General features: G+C 61.1%; 21 protein-coding genes and 1 pseudogene. 10 read left to right on the forward strand and 12 right to left on the reverse strand.

Annotated elements, in window-relative coordinates:
- Positions 1–11 precede the first annotated feature (11 nt).
- On the forward strand, positions 12–1,802 hold the full coding sequence (gene aspS / locus NXC14_RS07855) for an aspartate--tRNA ligase (RefSeq protein ID WP_085780031.1): 1,791 nt from the start codon (positions 12–14) through the stop codon (positions 1,800–1,802).
- Between the two features lie 133 nt (positions 1,803–1,935).
- Here the strand turns inward: aspS and NXC14_RS07860 are convergent, their stop codons facing one another.
- The gene (locus NXC14_RS07860; protein ID WP_085777695.1) at positions 1,936–3,123 is read right to left on the reverse strand and encodes a hypothetical protein; all 1,188 of its coding nucleotides are present in this window, start codon (positions 3,121–3,123) and stop codon (positions 1,936–1,938) included.
- Positions 3,124–3,356: 233 nt separating this feature from the next.
- Here NXC14_RS07860 and parC point away from each other — a divergent pair, with 233 nt between their 5' ends.
- Positions 3,357–5,612: a DNA topoisomerase IV subunit A gene (parC, locus tag NXC14_RS07865; protein WP_085777696.1), complete on the forward strand. Its 2,256-nt coding sequence runs from the start codon at positions 3,357–3,359 to the stop codon at positions 5,610–5,612.
- Positions 5,613–5,833: 221 nt separating this feature from the next.
- On the forward strand, positions 5,834–6,292 hold the full coding sequence (locus NXC14_RS07870; protein ID WP_085777697.1) for an SRPBCC domain-containing protein: 459 nt from the start codon (positions 5,834–5,836) through the stop codon (positions 6,290–6,292).
- Here NXC14_RS07870 and NXC14_RS07875 read toward each other — a convergent pair.
- The 6 genes and pseudogenes from NXC14_RS07875 to hemB form a co-directional block, all read right to left on the reverse strand.
- Positions 6,282–6,669, reverse strand: a pseudogene (locus NXC14_RS07875) (type II toxin-antitoxin system death-on-curing family toxin). The gene NXC14_RS07870 and the pseudogene NXC14_RS07875 overlap by 11 nt on opposite strands.
- Positions 6,669–6,890, reverse strand: coding sequence for an AbrB/MazE/SpoVT family DNA-binding domain-containing protein (locus NXC14_RS07880; RefSeq protein ID WP_085777698.1), 222 nt, complete (start codon positions 6,888–6,890; stop codon positions 6,669–6,671). Before NXC14_RS07880 ends, NXC14_RS07875 begins: the two are co-directional and overlap by 1 nt.
- A gap of 59 nt (positions 6,891–6,949) precedes the next feature.
- Entirely contained in the window at positions 6,950–7,831 is an 882-nt protein-coding gene (locus NXC14_RS07885) for a DMT family transporter (protein WP_085777699.1), read from the reverse strand.
- Entirely contained in the window at positions 7,832–8,608 is a 777-nt protein-coding gene (locus tag NXC14_RS07890) for an arginyltransferase (protein ID WP_085777700.1), read from the reverse strand. It abuts the gene before it with no gap.
- 195 nt (positions 8,609–8,803) lie between these two features.
- On the reverse strand, positions 8,804–9,262 hold the full coding sequence (locus tag NXC14_RS07895; protein WP_064801688.1) for an RDD family protein: 459 nt from the start codon (positions 9,260–9,262) through the stop codon (positions 8,804–8,806).
- A gap of 74 nt (positions 9,263–9,336) precedes the next feature.
- Complete coding sequence (gene hemB, locus NXC14_RS07900; protein WP_085777701.1) at positions 9,337–10,350, reverse strand: porphobilinogen synthase; 1,014 nt, start codon at positions 10,348–10,350, stop codon at positions 9,337–9,339.
- 131 nt (positions 10,351–10,481) lie between these two features.
- Between hemB and NXC14_RS07905 the strand changes: the two genes are divergently transcribed.
- From NXC14_RS07905 to NXC14_RS07935, 7 genes are all read left to right on the forward strand, one after another.
- A complete protein-coding gene (locus NXC14_RS07905) occupies positions 10,482–10,919 on the forward strand; it encodes a DUF6163 family protein (protein WP_064811669.1) in 438 nt (145 codons plus the stop codon).
- A 130-nt stretch (positions 10,920–11,049) separates the two neighbouring features.
- Positions 11,050–11,565 carry a MarR family winged helix-turn-helix transcriptional regulator gene (locus NXC14_RS07910; protein ID WP_004673822.1) on the forward strand — a complete coding sequence of 172 codons (516 nt, stop codon included), beginning with the start codon at positions 11,050–11,052 and terminating at the stop codon, positions 11,563–11,565.
- A gap of 433 nt (positions 11,566–11,998) precedes the next feature.
- A complete protein-coding gene (locus tag NXC14_RS07915) occupies positions 11,999–13,300 on the forward strand; it encodes a L,D-transpeptidase family protein (protein WP_085777702.1) in 1,302 nt (433 codons plus the stop codon).
- 206 nt (positions 13,301–13,506) lie between these two features.
- Positions 13,507–14,805, forward strand: a complete 1,299-nt coding sequence (gene glyA, locus NXC14_RS07920) for a serine hydroxymethyltransferase (protein WP_085777703.1) — start codon at positions 13,507–13,509, stop codon at positions 14,803–14,805.
- Positions 14,806–14,814: 9 nt separating this feature from the next.
- Entirely contained in the window at positions 14,815–15,291 is a 477-nt protein-coding gene (gene nrdR / locus NXC14_RS07925) for a transcriptional regulator NrdR (protein ID WP_003547190.1), read from the forward strand.
- A gap of 3 nt (positions 15,292–15,294) precedes the next feature.
- Positions 15,295–16,605: a bifunctional diaminohydroxyphosphoribosylaminopyrimidine deaminase/5-amino-6-(5-phosphoribosylamino)uracil reductase RibD gene (gene ribD / locus NXC14_RS07930; RefSeq protein ID WP_085777704.1), complete on the forward strand. Its 1,311-nt coding sequence runs from the start codon at positions 15,295–15,297 to the stop codon at positions 16,603–16,605.
- The gene (locus tag NXC14_RS07935) at positions 16,605–17,216 is read left to right on the forward strand and encodes a riboflavin synthase (protein ID WP_085777705.1); all 612 of its coding nucleotides are present in this window, start codon (positions 16,605–16,607) and stop codon (positions 17,214–17,216) included. Before ribD ends, NXC14_RS07935 begins: the two co-directional genes overlap by 1 nt.
- Before the next feature lie 116 nt (positions 17,217–17,332).
- On the opposite strand, the gene rfbA is transcribed toward NXC14_RS07935, so the two are convergent.
- Genes rfbA through NXC14_RS07960 form a run of 5 tightly spaced genes read right to left on the reverse strand, consistent with a single transcriptional unit; the run spans position 17,333 to position 22,728 of the window.
- The gene (gene rfbA / locus NXC14_RS07940; RefSeq protein ID WP_085777706.1) at positions 17,333–18,202 is read right to left on the reverse strand and encodes a glucose-1-phosphate thymidylyltransferase RfbA; all 870 of its coding nucleotides are present in this window, start codon (positions 18,200–18,202) and stop codon (positions 17,333–17,335) included.
- Between the two features lie 10 nt (positions 18,203–18,212).
- A complete protein-coding gene (rfbD, locus tag NXC14_RS07945) occupies positions 18,213–19,100 on the reverse strand; it encodes a dTDP-4-dehydrorhamnose reductase (protein WP_085777707.1) in 888 nt (295 codons plus the stop codon).
- Between the two features lie 3 nt (positions 19,101–19,103).
- The gene (gene rfbB, locus NXC14_RS07950) at positions 19,104–20,159 is read right to left on the reverse strand and encodes a dTDP-glucose 4,6-dehydratase (protein WP_085777708.1); all 1,056 of its coding nucleotides are present in this window, start codon (positions 20,157–20,159) and stop codon (positions 19,104–19,106) included.
- A gap of 6 nt (positions 20,160–20,165) precedes the next feature.
- Positions 20,166–20,744: a dTDP-4-dehydrorhamnose 3,5-epimerase gene (gene rfbC, locus NXC14_RS07955; RefSeq protein ID WP_085777709.1), complete on the reverse strand. Its 579-nt coding sequence runs from the start codon at positions 20,742–20,744 to the stop codon at positions 20,166–20,168.
- A complete protein-coding gene (locus NXC14_RS07960; protein WP_085780032.1) occupies positions 20,734–22,728 on the reverse strand; it encodes a hypothetical protein in 1,995 nt (664 codons plus the stop codon). The genes rfbC and NXC14_RS07960 overlap by 11 nt, the downstream gene beginning before the upstream one ends.
- Positions 22,729–22,754: the final 26 nt, after the last annotated feature.

Here is a 22,754-nt window from a genome sequence, read left to right on the forward strand (position 1 = left end):
GATTTGAGATTATGCATCGCTACCGCAGCCACACATGTGCCGCCCTCCGCAAGACGGATGTCGGCTCGACCGTCCGCATCGCCGGCTGGGTCCATCGCGTTCGCGACCATGGCGGCGTTCTCTTCATCGACCTTCGCGACCATTACGGCATCACCCAAGTGGTCGCCGACCCGGATAGCCCGGCCTTCAAGACAGCGGAAACGGTGCGTGGCGAATGGGTCATCCGCATCGACGGCCTCGTCAAGGCTCGTACCGAAGACACCGTCAACAAGAACATGGCGACCGGCGAGATCGAGCTCTACGCCCAGGAGATCGAAGTGCTCTCCGCCGCCAAGGAGTTGCCGCTACCAGTCTTCGGCGAACCTGATTATCCGGAAGACGTTCGCCTCAAGTATCGCTTCCTCGATCTTCGCCGCGAAACCCTGCACAAGAACATCGTCAAGCGCACCCAGGTGATTTCGGCCATGCGCCGTGAAATGGGCAGCGCTGGCTTCACCGAATATACCACGCCGATCCTGACTGCCTCCTCGCCGGAAGGTGCGCGCGACTTCCTCGTGCCGAGCCGTATTCATCCCGGCACCTTCTACGCTCTGCCGCAGGCGCCGCAGCAGTACAAGCAGCTGCTGATGGTCGCAGGCTTCGACCGCTACTTCCAAATCGCGCCGTGCTTCCGCGACGAAGATCCGCGCGCCGATCGCCTGCCGGGCGAATTCTACCAGCTCGACCTCGAAATGAGCTTCGTCACCCAGGAAGACGTCTGGAACACGATGGGTCCGCTGATGACCAAGGTGTTCGAGGAGTTTGCCGAAGGCAAGCCGGTCACCAAGGAATGGCCGCGCATCCCCTATGACGAGGCGATCCGCAAATACGGTTCCGACAAGCCTGATCTGCGCAACCCGATCGTCATGGAAGCGGTGACCGAGCATTTCGCCGGCTCCGGCTTCAAGGTCTTCGCCGGCATGATCGCCTCCAACCCGAAGGTCCAGATCTGGGCGATCCCTGCCAAAACAGGCGGCTCGCGTGCTTTCTGCGACCGCATGAACGCCTGGGCGCAGAGCCAGGGCCAGCCGGGCCTCGGCTACATCTTCTGGCGCAAGGAAGGCGATAAGCTCGAAGGCGCCGGACCGCTTGCCAAGAACATCGGCGAGGAGCGCACCGATGCGATCCGCACTCAGCTCGGCCTCGATGACGGCGACGCCTGTTTCTTCGTCGCCGGAGAGCCGGAAAAATTCTATAAGTTTGCGGGCGAGGCCCGCACCAAGGCCGGCGAAGAACTCAACCTCGTCGACCGCGACCGGTTCGAGCTCTGCTGGATCGTCGACTTCCCCTTCTTCGAATGGAGCGAGGAAGAAAAGAAGGTCGATTTCGCTCATAACCCGTTCTCGATGCCGCAGGGTGGCCTCGACGCGCTGCAGAACCAGGATCCTTTGACGATCAAGGCCTTCCAATATGACGCCGTCTGCAACGGTTTCGAGATCGCCTCGGGTTCGATCCGCAACCAGTCGCCGGAAACCATGGTTGCCGCCTTCGAGAAGGTCGGCCTCAGCCAGCAGGACGTCGAGGACCGTTTCGGCGGCCTCTACCGCGCCTTCCAGTATGGCGCACCTCCGCATGGCGGCGCCGCCTTCGGCATCGACCGCATCATCATGCTGCTCGTCGGCGCGAAGAACCTGCGCGAAATCTCGCTCTTCCCGATGAATCAGCAGGCTCAGGACCTGCTGATGGGCGCCCCAAGCCCGGCGACGCCTACGCAGCTGCGAGAACTCGCGATCCGGCCGATCCCGCCGGTCAAGAAGGACTGAGTTCGGCTTATTGTCGAATGGAAAAGCCCGGCGGCCGCAGTCGCCGGGCCTTTTTTTTGCGCGGATCGTCTGATTTGAAACAAGAAAGGGCCCGGCAGCGGAACTGCCGGGCCCTTTCTTGAGATTTGAGCGATCAGTCGTTGGCCGAAACCTTGACGCCGAGCACCTGCGGCAGCGTGTTCGGAGCGCCCATGGCTGCGCCGACGATCGTCGGGAACGGCACCGGCTTTTCGGGAGCGGCCTTGACGGTCAGGCTCTTCGGGTCGTCGAGGAAGGTGTTGACGGCGGCCGTAACGGCGTTCTGCAGTTCCGGGATATTGAGCTGCGCCAGCATGATCGGCGTCATCGCCTTCAGCGAATCCGCCATCTGCTTGCCGGACATGTTCTGCTGCGAACCGGCATAATCGAGCGCCCGCTTGGTGATCGAGGCATCTTCGAAGCGCACCTTTGCGCCCTCGAAGGACAATTGCTGCATCAGGCCGAGCATGGCGAGGCCGAGCGCCTGCTGCGACTGTTCCTTGTTCGGATTGGCTTCGGATTGCTTCATCGCATCCTGCATCGACTTCATGAAGGCCATCGTATAGCCCGAGATCTTGAAGCCAAGGTTCAGTTTGCCGATGTTGGTGAAGTCGAAGGCGAATTCCGAAATGTCGATCGTGCCGGGCGCAAGTTCCCAGGCGCCCTTCATGGTGATGTCGCCCTGGACGTGCTGCAGGGCGAGCTTCTCGATCGCGTCCTTGCTCTGTGCATCCTCGGCCTTGCTGAGATCGGCCTTCATGCTCTTAAAAGCGCCGTCGAAATCGAAGCCGGATTCGTCTTCGCGCAATGTCAGGTTCATGTTGCTTTCGAGCACGGAGAAGACTTCCGCGCCGTCCTTGATCACCTTCAGCGGGCCGGTATGGGCTGTTTCGTAGAGCATCATCGTATCGAGCGAGTCGCCTCCGGGCGTTGACGGGATCGAAATGCCGCCAAGCGTCAGCTGCTGCGCCGTCACAGTGACGCCATCTTCGGTCTTGTTGATGTCGGGGAAGGTCGCTTCTTCGATATAGTAACCACCGTCCTCGTCTTCCTCGACACCGGAAAGAGTGACTTCGCCGATAGGCAGGCTTTCGCCGCCGGTCGGTTTGAGGCTGACGTTCTTCAAGGTCACCGTCGTGCCGTCGATATCGATGCCGTCAGCCGAAATCGTTCCGCCCTGCGCGGCATAGGCGGCATTGAGCTTCTTCAGCAGATCGGCGCCGTCGAGAGCGAAAGCCGAGCCTGCGAGCGAGAAAAAGGCTGCGCCCGACAGCATCAGCCGCGTTGTCCGGTAAAAGTTCATAGGGTGATTCCTCTGGTGGCGTGTGACGGTTGGAAATCTGCAGTTACGCTACTACGGATTGGGCCTGCTTTATATTGCGGCCCACTAATTTTTTGTTGAAGGGAAGGGCAAACGAAATCCAAATTGCAGCGATGAGCTTGTCTCATCCTTTGATATCAGCCGGAAGACTTCATCCACAGCTGCAATGGCCTGGATTCCTTGCCCGCCAGCCTCTTCTGGGCTAGTCAGGACCTATGGGACAAGAGATTTTGCCGCCTTCCGGCGGAGACGACGACAACATCCAACCGGTCGACCTGAAGGCGGCGCTTGAGCAGCGCTATCTCGCCTATGCGTTATCGACCATCATGCACCGCGCCCTGCCTGACGTGCGCGACGGGCTGAAGCCTGTCCATCGCCGCATCGTCTACGCGATGAACGAGATGGGGCTGAGGCCGACTTCAGCCTTCAGAAAATGCGCCAAGATCGTCGGCGAGGTGATGGGTAACTACCATCCGCACGGCGACCAGTCGATCTACGACGCGCTGGCTCGTCTCGCGCAGGATTTCTCGCAGCGTTATACGCTGGTGAACGGCCAGGGCAATTTCGGCAATATCGACGGCGACAGCCCCGCCGCCATGCGTTACACCGAATCGAAGATGACGGCGGTCTCCGAACTGCTGCTCGAAGGGATCGATCAGGATGCGGTCGATTTCCGCGACACCTACGACGAATCGAATTCCGAGCCGGTCGTGCTTCCCGGCGCCTTCCCGAACCTGCTCGCCAATGGCTCCTCCGGCATCGCCGTCGGCATGGCGACCTCGATCCCATCTCACAATGCCCATGAGCTATGCGATGCCGCCCTGCATCTGATCAAGTATCCCGATGCGACGGTTGAAAAGCTCGTCGAGTTCATTCCCGGCCCGGATTTCCCCACCGGCGGCATCATCATCGACAGCCGCGACAGCATCATCGAGAGCTACCGCACCGGCCGCGGCGGTTTCCGCGTGCGGGCGAAATGGCAGACGGAGGATCTGGGGCGCGGCGGCTATCAGATCGTCGTCACCGAAATTCCCTTTCAGGTGCAGAAATCGCGGCTGATCGAGAAGATCGCCGAGTTGCTGATTGCCCGCAAGCTGCCGCTGCTGGAAGACATCCGCGATGAATCGGCCGAGGACATCCGCATCGTCCTGGTGCCGAAGTCCCGGAGCGTCGATCCGACGATCCTGATGGAGTCGATGTTCAAGCTGACGGAGCTCGAAAGCCGCTTCCCGCTCAACATGAACGTCCTGTCCATGGGGCGCATCCCCAAGGTCATGGCGCTGAACGAAGTGCTGAAGGAGTGGCTGGACCACCGTCGCGAGGTCCTGCAGCGCCGGTCGCGCTTCCGTCTGGCCGCGATCGACAAGCGTCTCGAAATCCTCGGCGGCCTTCTGATCGCCTACCTCAATATCGACGAGGTGATCCGGATCATCCGCGAGGAAGACGAGCCGAAGCCGGTCATGATGGCGCGATGGGACCTGACGGACAATCAGGTCGAAGCGATCCTCAACATGCGGTTGCGCGCCCTGCGCAAGCTGGAAGAATTCGAGATCCGCAAGGAGTTCGACGAACTCACCAAGGAAAAGAGCGAGATTGAGGCATTGCTTGCCTCCGACGACAAGCAGTGGCAGACGGTCGCCTGGGAAATCGGCGAAGTGAAGAAGAAATTCGCCAAGGCGACCGAGGTCGGCCGTCGACGCACCCAGTTCGCCGATGCGCCCGAAGCCGACGAGGAAGCGATCCAGCAGGCGATGATCGAGAAGGAACCGATCACCGTCGTCATTTCCGAAAAGGGCTGGATCCGCGCCCTGAAGGGCCACATCGCCGACACGGCGACGCTGACATTCAAGGAGGGCGACGGCTTGAAAGTGGCCTTCCCGGCGCAGACGACGGACAAGATCCTGATCGTCACGACAGGCGGCAAGGCCTTCACGCTCGGTGGCGACAAGCTGCCGGGCGGTCGCGGCCACGGCGAACCTTTGCGTATCATGGTCGACATGGATAACGACCAGGCTGTGCTGACCGCCTTCGTCCACGATCCCTCGCGCAAGCAGCTGATCGTCTCGACGGCTGGGAACGGCTTCGTCGTGCCAGAGGCGGAGCTGGTCGCCAATACGCGCAAAGGCAAGCAGATCATGAATGTCGCGCTGCCGGAGGAAACGCAGCTGCTGGTGCCCGTCAGCGGCGATCACGTCGCCGTCGTCGGCGAGAACCGCAAGCTGCTGGTTTTCCCGCTCGCGCAGGTGCCGGAAATGTCGCGTGGCAAGGGCGTGCGCCTGCAGCGCTACAAGGACGGCGGCATTTCCGACGTCCGATGCTTCGCGATATCAGACGGCCTCGTCTGGGAAGACAGCGCCGGCCGCACCTTCACGAAGAACAAGGACGAACTCGCCGAATGGCTGGGCGATCGCGCCAGCGCCGGACGGACCGTACCGAAGGGCTTCCCGCGCAGCGGCAAATTCGCTGGCTGAGGCTTTACAGCGCCGCGCGCCTGTTCATGCGCGCAAAGGACGCCGTAGGCCTTGATTTTTTGCCGAACTAAATTCCGCTCTTGGCTCTTGGCGGGCGCGGGAACTTCTCTATTTCATTGCTGTTATCAAAAAGAGGAGAAGGCCGGTTGCGTGGGCGGACGGAACGGCTGTGGTTCGTTGCGCTTCGAGAAGGCGCGCGTGCCCCTACCGGAGGAAAATCGATGCCCGCCAGCACCATCAAATTGCATGTCAGCCACACCTACAGGGCCCCGCCCGCTGTCGTCTACGACGCCTGGCTGAACCCCGAAATTGCCCGCCGCTTCCTGTTTGCGACTGATGATGGTCACGTCATCCGTGCCGACATCGACCCGCGCGTCGGCGGCCGTTTCTTCGTCGTCGACCGCCGCCCGACCGGCGACGCTTTTCATCAGGGCGTCTTCCTGGAATTGAAGCGCCCGCAACGCATGGTCTTCAGTTTTTCCGTCGAGGAGCATGACCACAATTGCGATCGCGTCGAAATCGACATCGAGCCTCTTGGTGGCGGAAGCCGCCTGACATTGACCCACGAAATGTGCGCCGAATGGGCCGCGCACGAGGAGAAAACACGGCAGGGCTGGGCGCATGTCGTCGAAGCGCTCGGCAGGGAACTGGAACAGCAACAGTTGAAGGCTACCGGTTGAGCGGCACGCTGAAGTCCCGAAGGAAGCGTGTCGCGCCTTCCTCGTCAATCTCGCCGGCGGCAATGGCAAGGACGAAAGCGTAGAGATTGGCGTCGGTGGTCTCGATCTCGTAGCCGTTTTCGAGAAGGAATACACCGGCGGACGATCGCGATGCGTTTGTTGCCGTCGACGAATGCATAGTTGCGGGCAAGGCCGAAAAGATACGCTGTGGCGAGTTCGATGACATCGTCGCAACCGTAATTGGCCTTATGCATCGGTCGGCCGAGGGCGGATTCCAAAGCGCCTTCGTCACGCAACCCGGCAAGCCCGCCGAAGCGCTCGATCTGCATTGTCTGCAGAGTCTCCACCAATGGCCTTGTCAGGAATTTGAAGGCCATTATTCGGCCAGCTTCTTCAAAGCAACCTTATACTTGTTCATGAAATGTCGTCCCACCTCGAGCTGACGAGACAAATCTTCCTCAGCCGGCCTCAAATTGATGCCGCCATTTTCCATTTGGAGTTCCAGCGAGTCGCCTGTTTTTAAACCGAGGCGATCGAGGATCTCTTTGGGAATGATGACACCCTCGGAATTTCCGATCTCACGGATCGTGACGTTCATCGCTCTGTCCTCTGTTTTAACGCCGTTATACACGGTGCCGAGCGGGCGACAACGTCACATCACGAGACTTGCCTGACGCTCTTCCGCCGCGCCATCCAGAGGGAATGCGCGGCGATTGTCGCCATCAGGACGCCGCCGCCGACGAGCGTCGTCGTTACGGGCGTTTCGGCAAAGATCAGCCAGACCCAGATCGGGGCAAGCACCGTTTCCAGTAGATAGAACATGCCGACTTCAGGTGCGGAGAGGTAGCGCAGCCCGGTTGCAAGACACCAGAAGGCGACCGGCATCATGACGGCGCCGTTGAGGAGGATCCAGCCGGGATGGGCGATTGCAAACGCTGAGGGCAGAGCTTGCGCGAGGCCGAGCGCGGCCGGCAGGATGGCGGCAAGCAGCGGCACGAAGCCCATTTGCCGGCGCGAGGCACGCCCGAGTGTAATGGCTGCGGCAAGAATGAGCGCGCTGAGAAGCGCCATGGCGTCGCCAAAGATATGGCCGCTGGCAAGTCCTTCGCTTACAATCAGTCCGACGCCCGATATCATGAACAGCATGGCGATCAGCGTCGCGGCCGGGGGCTTCTCCTTGAGGAAAATCCAGGAAAGCAGCGCCCCGAACATCGGATTGAAGGCGACGATGAAGACGACATTGGCCGTGGCCGTATTGAAGACGGCCAGCACGAAAGTTAGGGAAGAGAGACCGTAGAGCAGACCGGCGATAAGACCAGGTCGCCCCGGAACGAGGACCGGCCACTTGCCCGAAACAAGGCGCATTGCTCCTAATATCACGAGCGTGGCGACAACCGTTGCTGCGCTCCGCATTCCGAGAACCCACCAGATGTCACCGTCGCCAAGGCGGACGAGCGGGATATCCATGGAAAGTGCCAGCCCGCCGATCGCCGTCAGCAGCAGGCCTTTCCGATGATCGGAAAGAGCGGTGGGGAACATTCAGTCGCGCGTGCTTTCGGGCATGGAGGAGGGGTCGAAACGTTCCCAGCCGCGCGGGGTCAGATGCTCCTGCGGCTGGAAACGGGTCTTATAGTCCATTTTTCGTGACCCCTGAACCCAATAGCCGAGGTAGACATGCGGCAGACCGAGCGCTTTCGTGCGCCTGACATGGTCGAGAATCATGAACGTGCCGAGCGAACGCCGCTCGAGCGCCGGATTGAAATAGGAATAGACCATCGACAGCCCGTCGCTCATCGTGTCGGTCAGTGCGGCGGCAAGCAGTTCGCCCTTCGGCCGCTCCTCCAGCCCGGAGCCTTCCTCGCGCCGGCGGTATTCGATGATTCGCGTGTTCACATGCGTGTCCTCCACCATGATCGCATAATCGAGCACGGTCATATCGGACATGCCGCCTTGCTGGTGGCGGAAATCGAGATAGCGCCGGAAGAGTGAATATTGCTCGCTGGAAGGCTGGGCTGCGAATTCGGTGGCGATGACATCGGAATTGGCGGCAAGCACCCGTTTCATCGATTTCGTCGGTTCGAATTCCTGGGCGAGAATCCGCACGGAAACGCAGGCGCGACAGGATTCGCAGGCCGGTCGGTAAGCGATGTTCTGCGAGCGGCGGAACCCGCCCTGGGTGAGGATGTCGTTCATCTCGGCGGCCCGCGGGCCGACCAGATGGGTGAAGACCTTGCGCTCCATCTCATGCGGCAGATACGGACACGCAGCCGGAGCCGTCAGATAAAACTGCGGGGATGGCGTCGTCTGCGTATTCATTTGTCGCGGAAGTTTCCTTGTCGAGACAGTGCCGTTTTCTGACAGCATGACCTAAGAATAGAAAACGTCAACAGCGCGGCGGTCTCCGCCCTTCATTTCAGTCTTCTAATCTTTGGATATGGAGCGTCGTGATGCCGGGTACAGGCAAGGCGGAGAGTTTTTTCGTCTCCGCCGCCAGGTCTCAGACGGCAGGTCTCAGGCAGTGCGCACCGTCACCGTGCCGACCAGGAGGTCGTGGATGAGACGGCTGCGCTCGATAAATAGGCCGGCAAGCAGGATGAGCGGCGTCAGCACCGAGTTGAGGATCCAGAACAGCGCCAGATGCACGATCGCCGTCAGAAAATCCATCGGCCGGCCGTCGACGCGCACGATCGCAATTCCCATTGCCCGCATGCCGAGCGAAGCCTGGCTCGGCCCGCCGACGGTCAGGCCGAAGTAAAGGCCGGCGACGATGACGAAGAGGGCAGGGTAGAGGAAGAAGCCGAGGCCGAGCGTGACGATCGAAAGGAAGAACAAAACGATCGCCGCGGGAATGCACAGCAGCGCCACGATGAGGTAATCGAGGATGAAGGCAAAGACACGGCGGCTCAACACGCCGCTATAGGCGCGCCAGTCCTCCGGTGCGGCGTAAAGCGGATTGGGGTTGTAGCTCATCTCAATCTCCTCTCGCAAAAGCGACGCCGCTGATATGGTGTCGGCGGGGCGAAATACAATCATTCGCCCCGAAATCACCGTTTGCTCAGAATTTTCGCCACCTCGACCGCGAAATAGGTGAGGATGCCGTCGCATCCCGCCCGCTTGAACGACAGCAGCGTTTCGAGCATCGCCCGCTCGCCGTCGATCCAGCCGTTCATCGCTGCGGCCTTGATCTGCGTATATTCACCGGAAACCTGGTAGGCGAAGGTCGGCAGGCCGAAGGCCTCCTTCATCCGCCAGCAGATGTCGAGATAGGGCAGGCCGGGCTTGACCATCAGCATGTCGGCGCCTTCCTCGACGTCGAGGGCGGCGTCGCGGATCGCCTCGGTGCCGTTGGCCGGGTCGATATAATAGGTCTTCTTGTCGCCCTTCAGCAGCCCGCCGGTCGAGATCGCTTCGCGATAGGGGCCATAAAAGGCGGAGGCGAATTTCGTCGCATAGCTCATGATGCCGACCTCTTGATGGCCGGCGGCATCGAGCGCCCTGCGGATCGCGCCGACGCGCCCGTCCATCATCTCCGAGGGCGCGATGATGTCGGCTCCGGCATCGGCCTGCATCACCGCGGCACGCGCCACCTGATCGACCGTCTCGTCGTTGACGATCTCGCCGTCTCTCAGAATGCCGTCATGGCCGTGGCTGGTGAAGGGGTCGAGCGCGACATCGGTGATGACGCCGATATTGGGCACCGCCTTCTTGATCGCCGCCGTGGCCTGATTGATCAGATTGTTGGCCTCGAGGCTGTTCGAACCCGTCTCGTCGCGCAGCTCCATCTCGATGTTGGGAAAGGTCGCCAGCGCCGGAATGCCGAGGCCGGCCGCTTCGCGCGCGGCCTCGACTGCTTTGTCGATGCTCATACGGTTGACGCCGGGCATGGCCGGGATCGGATCGATGATACCGGAGCCCGGCACGACGAAGATCGGCCAGATCAGGTCGTCTACCGTCAGCCGGTTTTCCTGCACCAGCCGGCGAGTCCAGTCTGCCTTGCGATTGCGCCGCATGCGGCGATGGCCGGTGATGTCGTCGACGAGATGCGTCTTATCCTGCATGATATCTGTCCCTGGCCCATTCCATTTATCGGAGCGCTCATTATCATGGCGCCCGGAAAATCCAAACCGGACGATTGGCCGCGGCGGAAAAACCGCTTGTAACGATCCGATCCCGAACCGATGTTTGCGCTATGGAAACCGATTCCCCGACAATACCGAAACGCACGCTGGCGGATCTTCTCTTCATTCTGTTCCTGAGGCTGGTGGCCGTATCCTGCTTCTGGTTCGGGCTGCAATATTGGGCGATGCTCGTCGGTTATTCGCTGGTCGGGGCCGGCCGATTCGATCTTTTGAGCCTGCCGTGGAAGGTGGCCAGCACCAGCCTTGCCGTGCTTTTCCCCGTCGCCTCCCTCGGCCTCTGGCTCACCGTCTCCTGGGGGCCGGTTATCTGGGTGCTGGCAGCGGGCGGCCAGATTCTGATGTATGGTCTGCTGCCTGATATTTTCGGGCCCAATAAGCTGATCATCCTGCTGCATCTCATGGTCGCCGCGGTCTACTGCATTTTCCGCCTGTTGCTCTGGCTGGAAAAGCGCCGCCACCGCCGCCAGGTAAGTGTTGATTTACCCTGAGACAACGTGGGGTTTCCGGTAAGGCTCCATTAAGCCTGCGGTTTAAGTCGAATTTTATATGTATTCGATAGGGTCTCACTCAAGGCGGGAAGAAAACGACACCGCCAAACAAAACAGTGAGGCAGTCAATATGAACACGAAAATCAAGCCGCAGGCGGTATCCAACTTCCGTGACCAGCAGGATCAGGGCATCCGTGATCTTTACATGGAATCCCTTCATCTTGTCGAACGTCTTCATCGCCGTCTTCTCGACGTCATCAAGGACGAGTTCGACCGTCAGGGTCGCAGTGACGTCAACGCCATCCAGGCGCTGCTCCTTTTCAACATCGGCAATTCCGAGCTGACCGCCGGCGAGCTGCGCTCGCGAGGTTACTATCTCGGCTCCAACGTATCCTACAACGTCAAGAAGCTGGTCGACCTCGGTTTCATCAACCACCAGCGCTCCCGCATCGACCGCCGCTCAGTCCGCATCAGCCTGACCGAAACCGGCCAGGACATCGCCGAAACGGTCGCCAAGCTCTACGAACGCCACATCGCCTCGATCGACAAGGTCGGCGGCATCGGCACCGACGAGTTCACCCAGATGAACAAGCTGCTCCAGCGTCTGGATCGTTTCTGGAACGACTCGATCATGTACCGCCTCTAAGACCCTCGACCTCCTTTCAGGGTTGAAGAAAACCGGATGCGTTCCCTGCGCGTCCGGTTTTGCCGTTCGCGCCCGCGTGGCATCTTTGCAACGCAGGCCAGGCAAGCGCAAAGGCCGGTTTCCAAGCCGTTTTTTAGCCGTTATTAACCGGCACGATTTACCCGTCATATGGTTCGTTGCGTGATGAACTCGGCCTTCGGCAGTTGCCCTCGGCCTGACAACACGAATTGGCCATATTGGTGTGGCAGCGGAATGTTAACAACCGGCGCTTTCAATGGATCAGGAACGTTCAGACTTCCGCATCGCAATCTTGTGATGCGGCGGGCGGAATTTTCCGATGTGCCGGAAGAACGAATGGTGGGATCTGCGTTAAGGCGCAGTGATATCGCAAAGGGCCGCGCTTCCTTTACAGCGGCATTCAGTGGTTGGGACTATGTCGAAGAAAAACGGAAATGAAGCTCTCTCTCGCCGCGCTTTCCTTGCGTCCGCGGCAACGATCGGCGCCGGTGCGATCGCCGCGCCGGCCTTCGCGCAGTCGGCGCTCGATACACTGATCAACGCACCGCGCCGCGGCAACTGGGATGACCAGTTCGATGCCAAGGCGGCTTCGCGCACGGCGACGGCCGTCGTTTCTAACACGCCGATCCTCGGTCCCCAATCGGTCGCGAGTGCCCAGCAGGCGATCATGCAGTATCAGCAGATTGCGGCAGCCGGCGGCTGGCCCGAAGTCAATCCCGGTGATCAGCGCCTGCAGCTCGGCGTTTCCTCTCCCGCCGTCCAGGCGCTGCGCCAGCGCCTTGCGATCACCGGCGACCTGCCGCGCGAGGCAGGCATGTCGAACGCCTTCGATTCCTATGTCGACGGCGCCGTCAAACGCTTCCAGGCGCGTCACGGCCTGCCGTCCGACGGCGTTCTCGGCGAGTTCACGCTGAAGGCGATGAATATTCCGGCCGATGTCCGCCTGCAGCAGTTGAACACCAACCTGGTCCGCCTGCAGACCTTCCCGGAAGATCTCGGCCGGCGCCATCTGATGGTCAATATTCCGGCCGCCTATGTCGAGGCCGTCGAAGACGGCAGCGTCGCGACGCGCCACACCGCGGTCGTCGGCCGTCTGAGCCGCCCGACGCATCTCGTCAATTCGAAGATCTACGAAGTCATCCTCAACCCTTACTGGACCGCGCCGCGCTCGATCGTCGAAAAGGACATCATGCCGCTCATGCGCAAGGATCCGACCTATCTCGAAAAGAACGCGATCCGTCTGATCGACGGCAAGGGCAATGAGGTTTCTCCGGAGACTGTCGATTGGAACGGCGAGGCGCCGAACCTGATGTTCCGCCAGGACCCGGGTAAGATCAACGCCATGGCATCGACGAAGATCAACTTCTACAACAAGAACGGCGAGTACATGCACGACACGCCGCAGCAGGGCCTGTTCAACAAGCTCATGCGTTTTGAATCGTCAGGCTGCGTCCGCGTTCAGAACGTGCGCGACCTGTCGACCTGGCTGTTGCGCGAGACGCCGGGCTGGAGCCGCCAGCAGATGGAGCAGGTGATCGCAAGCGGCGTCAACACGCCGATCAAGCTCGCCACCGAAGTACCGGTCTATTTCGTCTACATCTCCGCCTGGGGCATGCCCGACGGCATCGTCCAGTTCCGCGACGACATCTATCAGATGGACGGCAATGCCGAGCTCGCGCTCGACACCACGGCCGGCATGGAGCAGCCGGTTCAATAAGCGGCGCCCTCTGCGTCGTGATTTTGAGAACCGCGCTTCGGGCGCGGTTTTTTATGCCGGGGAGGGCGCTGTTTGACGCGTCCTGCCGAGGGGTGCTCACAAAAGAGCTGCAGCGCGCGCTTTGCCCAGCAAATGTCGTTCTTCGTATTGCCCTTGCCCCGGCGGAAGGCTAATACCTCAGCGCATTCCAGTTGAGGAGCCCGCCCATGACCAATGCTTCCACCGAATCCTTCTTCAATCGCTCGCTTGCGGACGTCGATCCGGAAATCTTCGGCGCGATCGGAAAGGAACTCGGTCGCCAACGGCACGAGATCGAACTGATCGCTTCCGAGAACATCGTCTCCCGCGCCGTGCTGGAAGCCCAGGGCTCCATCATGACCAACAAATATGCCGAGGGTTACCCCGGCAAGCGCTATTACGGCGGCTGCCAGTTCGTCGACATCGCCGAGGAGTTGGCGATCGAGCGCGCCAAGAAGCTATTCGGCGTCAATTTCGCAAACGTCCAGCCTAATTCCGGCTCGCAGATGAACCAGGCCGTGTTCCTGGCGCTGCTGCAGCCTGGTGACACCTTCATGGGTCTTGACCTGAATTCGGGCGGCCACCTCACGCATGGTTCGCCGGTCAACATGTCCGGCAAGTGGTTCAACGTCGTATCCTACGGCGTGCGAGAAGGCGACAACCTTCTCGACATGGATGAAGTCGCCCGCAAGGCCGAAGAGCACAAGCCGAAGCTCATTATCGCCGGCGGCACCGCCTATTCCCGCATCTGGGACTGGAAGCGCTTCCGCGAGATCGCCGACAGCGTCGGCGCCTATCTGATGGTCGACATGGCCCATATCGCCGGCCTCGTTGCCGGCGGCCAGCATCCGTCGCCGTTCCCGCATTGCCATGTCGCGACGACGACAACGCACAAGTCGCTGCGCGGCCCGCGCGGCGGCGTCATCCTCACGAATGAAGAGGATCTCGCCAAGAAGTTCAATTCGGCCGTCTTCCCGGGCCTGCAGGGCGGTCCGCTGATGCACATCATCGCTGCCAAGGCGGTCGCCTTCGGCGAGGCGCTGCAGCCGGAATTCAAGGAATACGCCGCTCAGATCGTCAAGAACGCCCGGGCGCTGGCCGAAACGCTGATTGCAGGCGGCCTCGACGTCGTCTCCGGCGGCACCGACAACCACCTGATGCTGGTCGACCTACGCAAGAAGAACGCCACCGGCAAGCGCGCCGAGGCAGCGCTTGGCCGCGCCTATATCACCTGCAACAAGAACGGCATCCCCTTCGACCCAGAAAAGCCCTTCGTCACATCAGGCGTGCGTTTGGGCGCACCGGCCGGCACGACGCGTGGCTTCAAGGAAGCCGAATTCCGCGAGATCGGCAATCTGATCGTCGAGGTTCTCGACGGCCTGAAGGTCGCCAATTCCGATGACGGCAACGCCGCCGTCGAAGCCGCCGTGCGCGGCAAGGTGGTCAACCTGACAGACCGCTTCCCCATGTATGGCTACATGGGGTAAGGAGTAGCGATGCGCTGCCCTTATTGCGGTTCGGAAGATACCCAGGTCAAGGATTCGCGTCCGGCGGAGGACAATACGTCCATCCGCCGGCGGCGTATCTGTCCGGATTGTGGGGGGCGTTTCACCACCTTCGAGCGTGTGCAGCTGCGCGAGCTGATGGTCATCAAGAAGACCGGCCGCAAGGTACCGTTCGATCGTGACAAGCTGGTGCGCTCCTTCGAAGTCGCGTTGCGCAAGCGCCCTGTCGAGCGGGATCGCATTGAGCGTGCCGTCTCCGGCATCGTCCGCCGGCTCGAAAGTTCCGGCGAGACGGAAATCTCCTCCGAGCAGATCGGCCTGCAGGTGCTGGAAGCCATGAAGAGCCTCGATGATGTCGGCTTCGTGCGCTACGCCTCGGTCTATCGGGATTTCTCGCTTGCCGAGGATTTCGAGAAGGTCATTTCCGAAATCAACGCCAAGATCGCCCGCGACCCGCTGGACAGATGAGCCATGAGCGTCACGGCGGATGACGAAGGTTTCATGGCATCGGCGATCCGCCTGGCGCGCCGGCATCTCGGCCGCACCGCCACCAACCCTTCCGTCGGCTGCCTCATCGTTCGTGACGGCGTCGTCGTCGGCAGTGCGGTCACGGCGCTCGGCGGCCGCCCGCATGCCGAGCCGCAGGCGCTCGCCGAAGCCGGCGAACGTGCCCGCGGCGCCACTGCTTATGTGACGCTCGAACCCTGCTCGCATCACGGCAAGACCCCGCCCTGCGCCGAGGCGCTGATTGCCTATGGCGTCGCTCGCGTCGTCATCAGCGTCACCGATCCCGATCCGCGCGTCTCCGGCCGCGGCATCGCCATGCTGCGCCAAGCCGGCATCGAGGTGGATGCCGGCGTACTGGAGACGGAGGGCCGGCGTTCGCTGGCCGGCTATCTCACCCGCCAGACGAAGAACCGCCCCTGTGTGACTCTCAAACTTGCCGTTTCCGCCGATGGCATGATCGGCCGGGAGGGGGAGGGCCAAGTGGCGATCACAGGTCCGGAGGCCCGCGCCGAGGTTCAGGCGCTGCGCGCCGAATCCGACGCCATCCTCGTCGGCATCGGCACCGCGATAGCGGATGACCCGCTTCTGACGGTGCGCACGCCAGGCCTCGAAGCCCAGTCGCCGATCCGCATCGTCCTTGATCCGTCTCTTGCGTTGCCGCTGACGAGTAAGCTGGTTCAGACGGCGTGGGAGGTGCCGGTCATCGTGGTGGCGAGCGAGAAAGTTTCGCCGTTGGCGGCGGATGCTGAAGGATTACCCCCCTCTGTCCTGCCGGACATCTCCCCCACAGGGGGGGAGATCGGCAAGGAGCGCGATCCGACGTCCCAAGCAGATTCATCATCACCAGCAACAGAAGATGTAGGGCGGGGAGCTGCCCCCCAGCCAATCTCCCCCCCTGTGGGGGAGATGTCCGGCAGGACAGAGGGGCGCGCTCCGGCCACTGACCCCGCCGACATAGACTCCCGCCGCACTGCGCTCGAAACCGCCGGCGTCGAAGTCGTCTACTGCAATCCCTATCACCCCGAGGTCCTGCTGCCGGCGCTCGCGACGCGGGGCATTTCCTCGCTTCTGGTCGAGGGGGGCGCAAAGACAGCGCGGCTTTTCCTTGAGGCCGGCCTCGTCGATCGAATCCAGCTTTACCAGGCGCCCGGCGTCATCGGTGAGGGCGGTATTGAATCCCCGGTGCAGGCAACCGACATACCATCCGGTTTCATGCATATGAGCACGCGAATGTTTGGCGACGATCGCCTGGACGAATACGAAAGAGGGCTTTGATGTTCACCGGAATAGTCACCGATATCGGTACGATCGAATCCGTTTCGTCGTTGAAAGAAGGCATTAAACTCCGCGTCGCAACAAGTTACGATCCTGCGACCATCGATATGGGCGCGTCCATCTCCCATTCCGGCATCTGCCTCACCGTGACAGGCCTGCCTGATGAAGGCAGCAATGGCCGCTGGTTCGAAGTGGAAGCCTGGGAAGAGGCGCTGCGGCTGACGACGATCGGCACCTGGCGTGAAGGCAGCCGCATCAACCTCGAACGGTCGCTGAAGATCGGCGATGAACTCGGCGGTCACATCGTTTCCGGCCATGTCGACGGCAAGGCGGAAATCCTCTCGGTGACATCGGAGGGCGATGCTACCCGTTACCGCTTGCGCGCACCTGAGCATCTGGCGAAATTCGTCGCCCCCAAGGGGTCAATCGCACTCGATGGCACTTCGCTGACCGTCAATGCGGTCGACGGCACCGATTTCGACGTCCTGCTCATCCGCCACACGCTCGACGTCACCACGTGGGGTGAGCGCAAAGCCGGCGATTTCGTCAATTTCGAAGTCGATACAATGGCGCGTTACGCTGCCAGGCTGGCGGAATTCCCGAGCGCCTAAATTACAACCTGTACTGCTTTCCGGTGCGCCACGACTGGCATGCCGGGCGCGAGGAACATCATCTGCGCGCCTGAGACGTCCAACTACCGTCTGTGAGGCGGCGCCAGCCAGATGGTTCACCAATCCGGGGACAGCTTCCTCAGATACTGGCCGTAGGCACTCTTGCCGAGCTTCTCCGCGAGCGTGGCGAGTTCGGCCGGCGAGATGTAACCCATGCGCCAGGCGACTTCCTCGGGACAAGCGATCTTGAAGCCCTGGCGTTTCTCCAGCGTGCTGACGAAACCCGCGGCATCGTGCAGGCTGTCCGGCGTGCCGGTGTCGAGCCAGGCATAGCCCCGGCCCATCAACTCCACGAAAAGCTGGCCGCGCTCGAGATAAGTACGGTTGACATCGGTGATTTCCAATTCGCCGCGCGGTGACGGCTTCAGGTTGGCGGCGATATCGACCACCTGCTGGTCGTAGAAATAGAGGCCGGTCACCGCCCAGTTCGATTTTGGCTCCTTCGGCTTCTCCTCGATCGACAGCGCATTCATCTTTTCGTCGAAGCCGACGACGCCATAGCGTTCCGGATCGGTGACGTGATAGGCGAAGACCGTCGCGCCTTCGCGACGACTCGTGCCGGATTTCATGATTTCCGGTAGGCCGTGCCCGTAGAAGATGTTGTCGCCGAGAACGAGTGCCGAGCTGTCGCCGTGCACGAAGTCGGCGCCGATGATGAACGCCTGGGCGAGGCCGTCCGGGCTCGGCTGTACGGCATAGGTCAGCGAAATTCCCCATTGCGAGCCATCGCCGAGAAGGCGCTTGAAAGCTTCGATGTCGTGAGGCGTAGTGATGATCAGCAACTCTCTGATGCCGGCGAGCATAAGCGTCGTCAGCGGATAGTAGATCATCGGCTTGTCGTAGACCGGCATCAACTGTTTCGAGACAGCCTCTGTGATCGGATGCAGACGTGTGCCTGTGCCGCCGGCGAGAATAATTCCCTTCATGCCCATCTCCTTAAAGACCTTTATTCAAAAGGTCTTGCATGACCACCATCATGGACTGCTTCCACTCCGGGAGCCGGATTCCAAATGTTTTGGCGAGCTTGTCACCGTTAAGACGTGAATTGGCGGGACGCCTCGCCGGTGTCGGATAGTCCGCCGTCGGGATGCGTTCGACCTCGACCTTTTTGCCGCCGGATTTAAGAAGCTCCGCGAATATCTCTTCGGCGAAGTCCGCCCAGCTTGCTTGGCCGCTGCCGGTCAGGTGAAAGGTGCCGCGCAGCGATGGCGCAGGGTCCGCTACGATACGGGCTGCGATCGCAAGAACCGCGTCGGCGATGTCGAGTGCCGAGGTCGGGCATCCTGTCTGATCGGCGACAACGCGAAGATGATCGCGCGTCTCGGAAAGCCGCAGCATCGTTTTCAGGAAATTGGTGCCAAAGGGCGAATACACCCAGGCAGTGCGCAAGATGACGTGGTTCGGGTTCACCGCCGCGACGGCCTTCTCGCCCGCAAGCTTCGAACGCCCATAGACCGAGATCGGCGCCGTCGCATCCTCTTCGGAATAGGCGGAGGACTTGTCGCCGCTGAAGACGTAGTCGGTCGAAATGTGGATGACCGGAGCCCCGATCCGCGCGGCAGCCTCGGCAACCCCCCCGGCGCCCGCCGCGTTGACAGAAAAAGCAAGCTCGGCTTCGCTCTCGGCCTTGTCGACCGCCGTATAGGCCGCCGCCGAGACGATCACATCCGGGCGCAGAGCCGAGAAAGCGGCGGCGATGCTTGCGGGATTTGCGAGATCCATTTCCGGGCGGCCGACCGCACTGATTTCGACGCCCGTTTCGGCGCCGCGTCTGAGCAGCGACTGAACGATCTGGCCCTGTTTGCCGGTGACGGCAACGCGCATCGCTTATCGTCCCTTGAAAACGCCGAGGCGTTCGCCGGAGTAGACGTTTTCGCGTAGCGGCCTCCACCACCATTCGTTTTCCAAGTACCAGTGCACGGTCTTCTCGATACCGGTTTCGAAGGTCTCTTGCGCCTTCCAGCCGAGTTCGCTTTCGAGCTTCGAGGCATCGATCGCATAGCGTGCGTCGTGTCCGGGCCTGTCCGTGACGTTGGTGATCAGACGCGCATGCGGTGCCTTGTCAGTGTAGACGCCGTCGAGGATCGCGCAGATGCGATGAACGACATCGATGTTCCTGCGCTCATTGCGGCCGCCGACATTGTATTTTTCGCCGGGGCGTCCTCTGGATGCGATCGCAAAGAGCGCGCGGGCGTGGTCTTCGACATAGAGCCAGTCGCGAACATTCGCGCCGTTGCCGTAAACCGGAAGAGGCTTGCCCTCTAATGCGTTCAGGATCATCAGCGGAATGAGCTTTTCCGGGAAATGGAACGGGCCGTAATTGTTGGAGCAATTGGAGACGACGACGGGCAGGCCGTAGGTGCGGTGCCAGGCGATCGCCAGATGGTCGCTCGCGGCCTTGGATGCGGAGTAGGGCGATGACGGATCGTAAGGCGTCGTCTCCTCGAAGAGGCCCTGGTCGCCGAGCGAGCCGTACACCTCGTCCGTCGAGACATGCAGAAAGCGGAAGGCGCTCTTGCCGCGCGCGTCAAGCCCGTCCCAATAGTGCCGTGCGGCGTCCAGCAGGCTGAATGTACCGACGATGTTGGTCTGAATGAAATCGGCCGCGCCCGAGATAGAGCGATCGACATGGCTCTCTGCTGCCAGATGCATGAGGATATCAGGGCGGAAGGATGCGAATGCTTCCTGCATTCTGGCATGGTCGCAGATGTCGGCGCGCAGGAATTGATAGTTCGGCGCCGATTCGACGGATTTCAGCGATGCCAGATTGCCGGCATAGGTCAGCGCGTCGACATTCAGCACCTCCGCGCCGATCTCGCTGACAAGATGGCGCACCAATGCCGATCCGATGAAGCCCGCTCCGCCCGTGACCAGTATGCGCATCGAGGATCAATCCTTGGGTTGTTGTGCTGAATAGGAAAAATGGCTTGGCAGATCGGCGAGCCGCGGCAGCGTCTTGTCCTTGTCGGACGACACCATCTCTCTCTCATCGAACGGCCAGCGAATGCCGATCATCGGATCGTTCCACGCGATGCCCCGATCATGCTGCGGGCTGTAGGGTGCGGTTACCTTGTAGCTGACGACGCTGTTCGGCTCGATCGTAACGAATCCGTGTGCGAAACCAGCCGGTATCCAGAGCTGCTTGCCGGTTTCCGGCGAGAGTTCCTGAGAGAGCCATCTGCCAAAGCTCGGCGATCCCTCGCGGATATCGACGACGACATCCATGATCCGACCGGCAAGGCAGCGCACCAGCTTGCCCTGTGCAAAGGGCGGGATCTGGAAATGCAGCCCTCGGACGGTTCCAGCCTGCGCCGAAAGCGATTCATTGTCCTGGATGAACGCGACGTCGGCCACATTTTCCCGGAACCAGGCATCTTTGAATACCTCCGAAAAGTAGCCGCGGTGATCGCCGAAGCGTGGCGGCGTGATTGCAACAATGCCCTCGATGGCCGCGGTCTCAATGCGCATGACTTACCATTTCTGCGGCCTTCATGACGTTCATCAGCATCTCCGCCTGCGAGCGGCTCCGCATGGCCGCAAAGCCCGTCGCGGCAATGACATCGCGCTCGTCTGCATCTGCGATCAGCTTGTAGCAGCGCTCGATCATGTCGTCATAGCGCTCAATTGCCAACCCGCCGATGAAGGGCTGGAGGTCTGGATCGCGGATGTCGCCTTCCGTCAGCACGCAAACGCGATTGGCGAGCAGATAGGAAATGCGCACGATCTCGAAAACGCCGCTCGCATAATGATGGATGTTTATGACGATCTTGGCGCGGGCAATCGCCGCATCGCGTTCCGGACCATAGATGTTGAAGAGGTGCGCGACCTTGAGCCCGCTGTCGTTCAACGTCTTCAGGATATGGTGGCGGCGTTCGTTCATCGAGCCATAGAAGAGGACGTCGATATCCTTGACGGGGTTGTGCTGGATCTGGCTCAGGCAACCGCTGTAACCGATTTCGAGCACACCGGCATGATCGATGCCCTTGGCGGCAAGGTTTTCGCGGTTGCGCGGGCTGTAGTCGAGCACCGGCATCGCCCTCAGGATCGACGTATAGCGCGAATTGATCCAGCTGCTTTCCTCGGACACCTGCTCGAGGTTGATGATGACGCTGTCCTTCGGCAGATGGCCGACGATTTCGGCGGGGAGAAGATTGCCGCCGTAGATGATCGGCGCACGGCAGGCGAATGCATTCATGTCGCGGACGATCGGTGCCGAGCCGCCGAGTTCCTCGAAGGCGCCTTGCATGCCGAGTGCGACTTCGTCGAAGGCGTGGCTGTGATTGTAGTTTTCGGGCGTCACGATCCAGATGCAATGACGATCCTTGTGTGCCTGCCATCCGCCGGCGAAAGGCTGCAGCGGGTTGCGGAGCGGCTGCTCGATTTTCGGCGCAGCTGGTATAGCGGGCCTTTCCGTCCGCACCGGCTGCTGCGGCATCGGGGAGGCGCCTGCGGCCTGCGGAGCATAGGCGCGCATCAGTTCGCGACCGCCGATGAACTGGCCGCGCGGCATCCAGCCCGGCGGATCGTCAGCCATCCAAATCAGATGCGGTTGCTTGATGAGCGGCTGGCGGCCTTCCTGCCACGAGGTCAGCAGAGCCTCGTCACGGGTCTTCAGAAAGGCTTCCTTGGCGGCAAAGAGGCCATGCAGCATCCGGCCGAGGCGGGTACCGAACTTCCATTCGAAATCGGCAAGAGCCGGTACGAAGGCGGCGATTTTCAATCCGGAGGCGGCAGCCTGCTGGACATAGAGCCCGAGCAGGCGCTCGATCACGAAGGGGCGCATCTTCGCGTTGGCATCGCGCGAATAGTGGGCTGTACCGGCATAGGCGGTGCCCGCCGGCGTGCCGGCGCGCGCCTGGTGTTCCAGCGATTCGAGAATGCGTTCGCAAAAGGCGAAATACTCGGACCAGAATTTCCGGTTTCCGCAGAAATAATTGCAGAACGCGAAGGAAGTCTTGTCCTGCGGCGGCGCAATCGGATAGCCGAGGTCCTGGATGTGCAGGAAAATCGGGTCCATACCGGGATGACCGCCAAGCAGCGAATGTTCCCAAACGTTGCTGTAGATCGCCGCGTGGCCGATCAGGGGATTGTAAAGATAGGCGTCCGCACCTTCTGCCCTGGCCTTTTCCGCCTCCGTGACAAAGGACGGGAAGCTCGTCACCGACTTCATCTCGAATTTGCTGGAGAGCAGCCCCCAGAATACATCCTCGCCGAGGCCGATCGCCTCGTGATGCTGATGCAGGGTGCGGAAGAGTTCATATTCGCGGGTCGTGGCCTGCGTATTGAACGAGATGTCGAGCGGCATGGCCGCCGCGTCGATTTGGCTGCGCTGCGAAGGGTCGAGATAAGGCTGATAGATGATGACGGATCCCGTCCCGGCAGCTTTCTCCGTGAGAAGCGCCAGATCGGGAAGACCGGCCGGCAAAGAAGAAATGGGCTGATTGATCGTCAAGGCGTTGTCCTTCGCGAATGGCTGCC

Origin of the sequence: Rhizobium sp. NXC14 (assembly GCF_002117485.1) — a bacterium.
GTDB lineage: Bacteria > Pseudomonadota > Alphaproteobacteria > Rhizobiales > Rhizobiaceae > Rhizobium.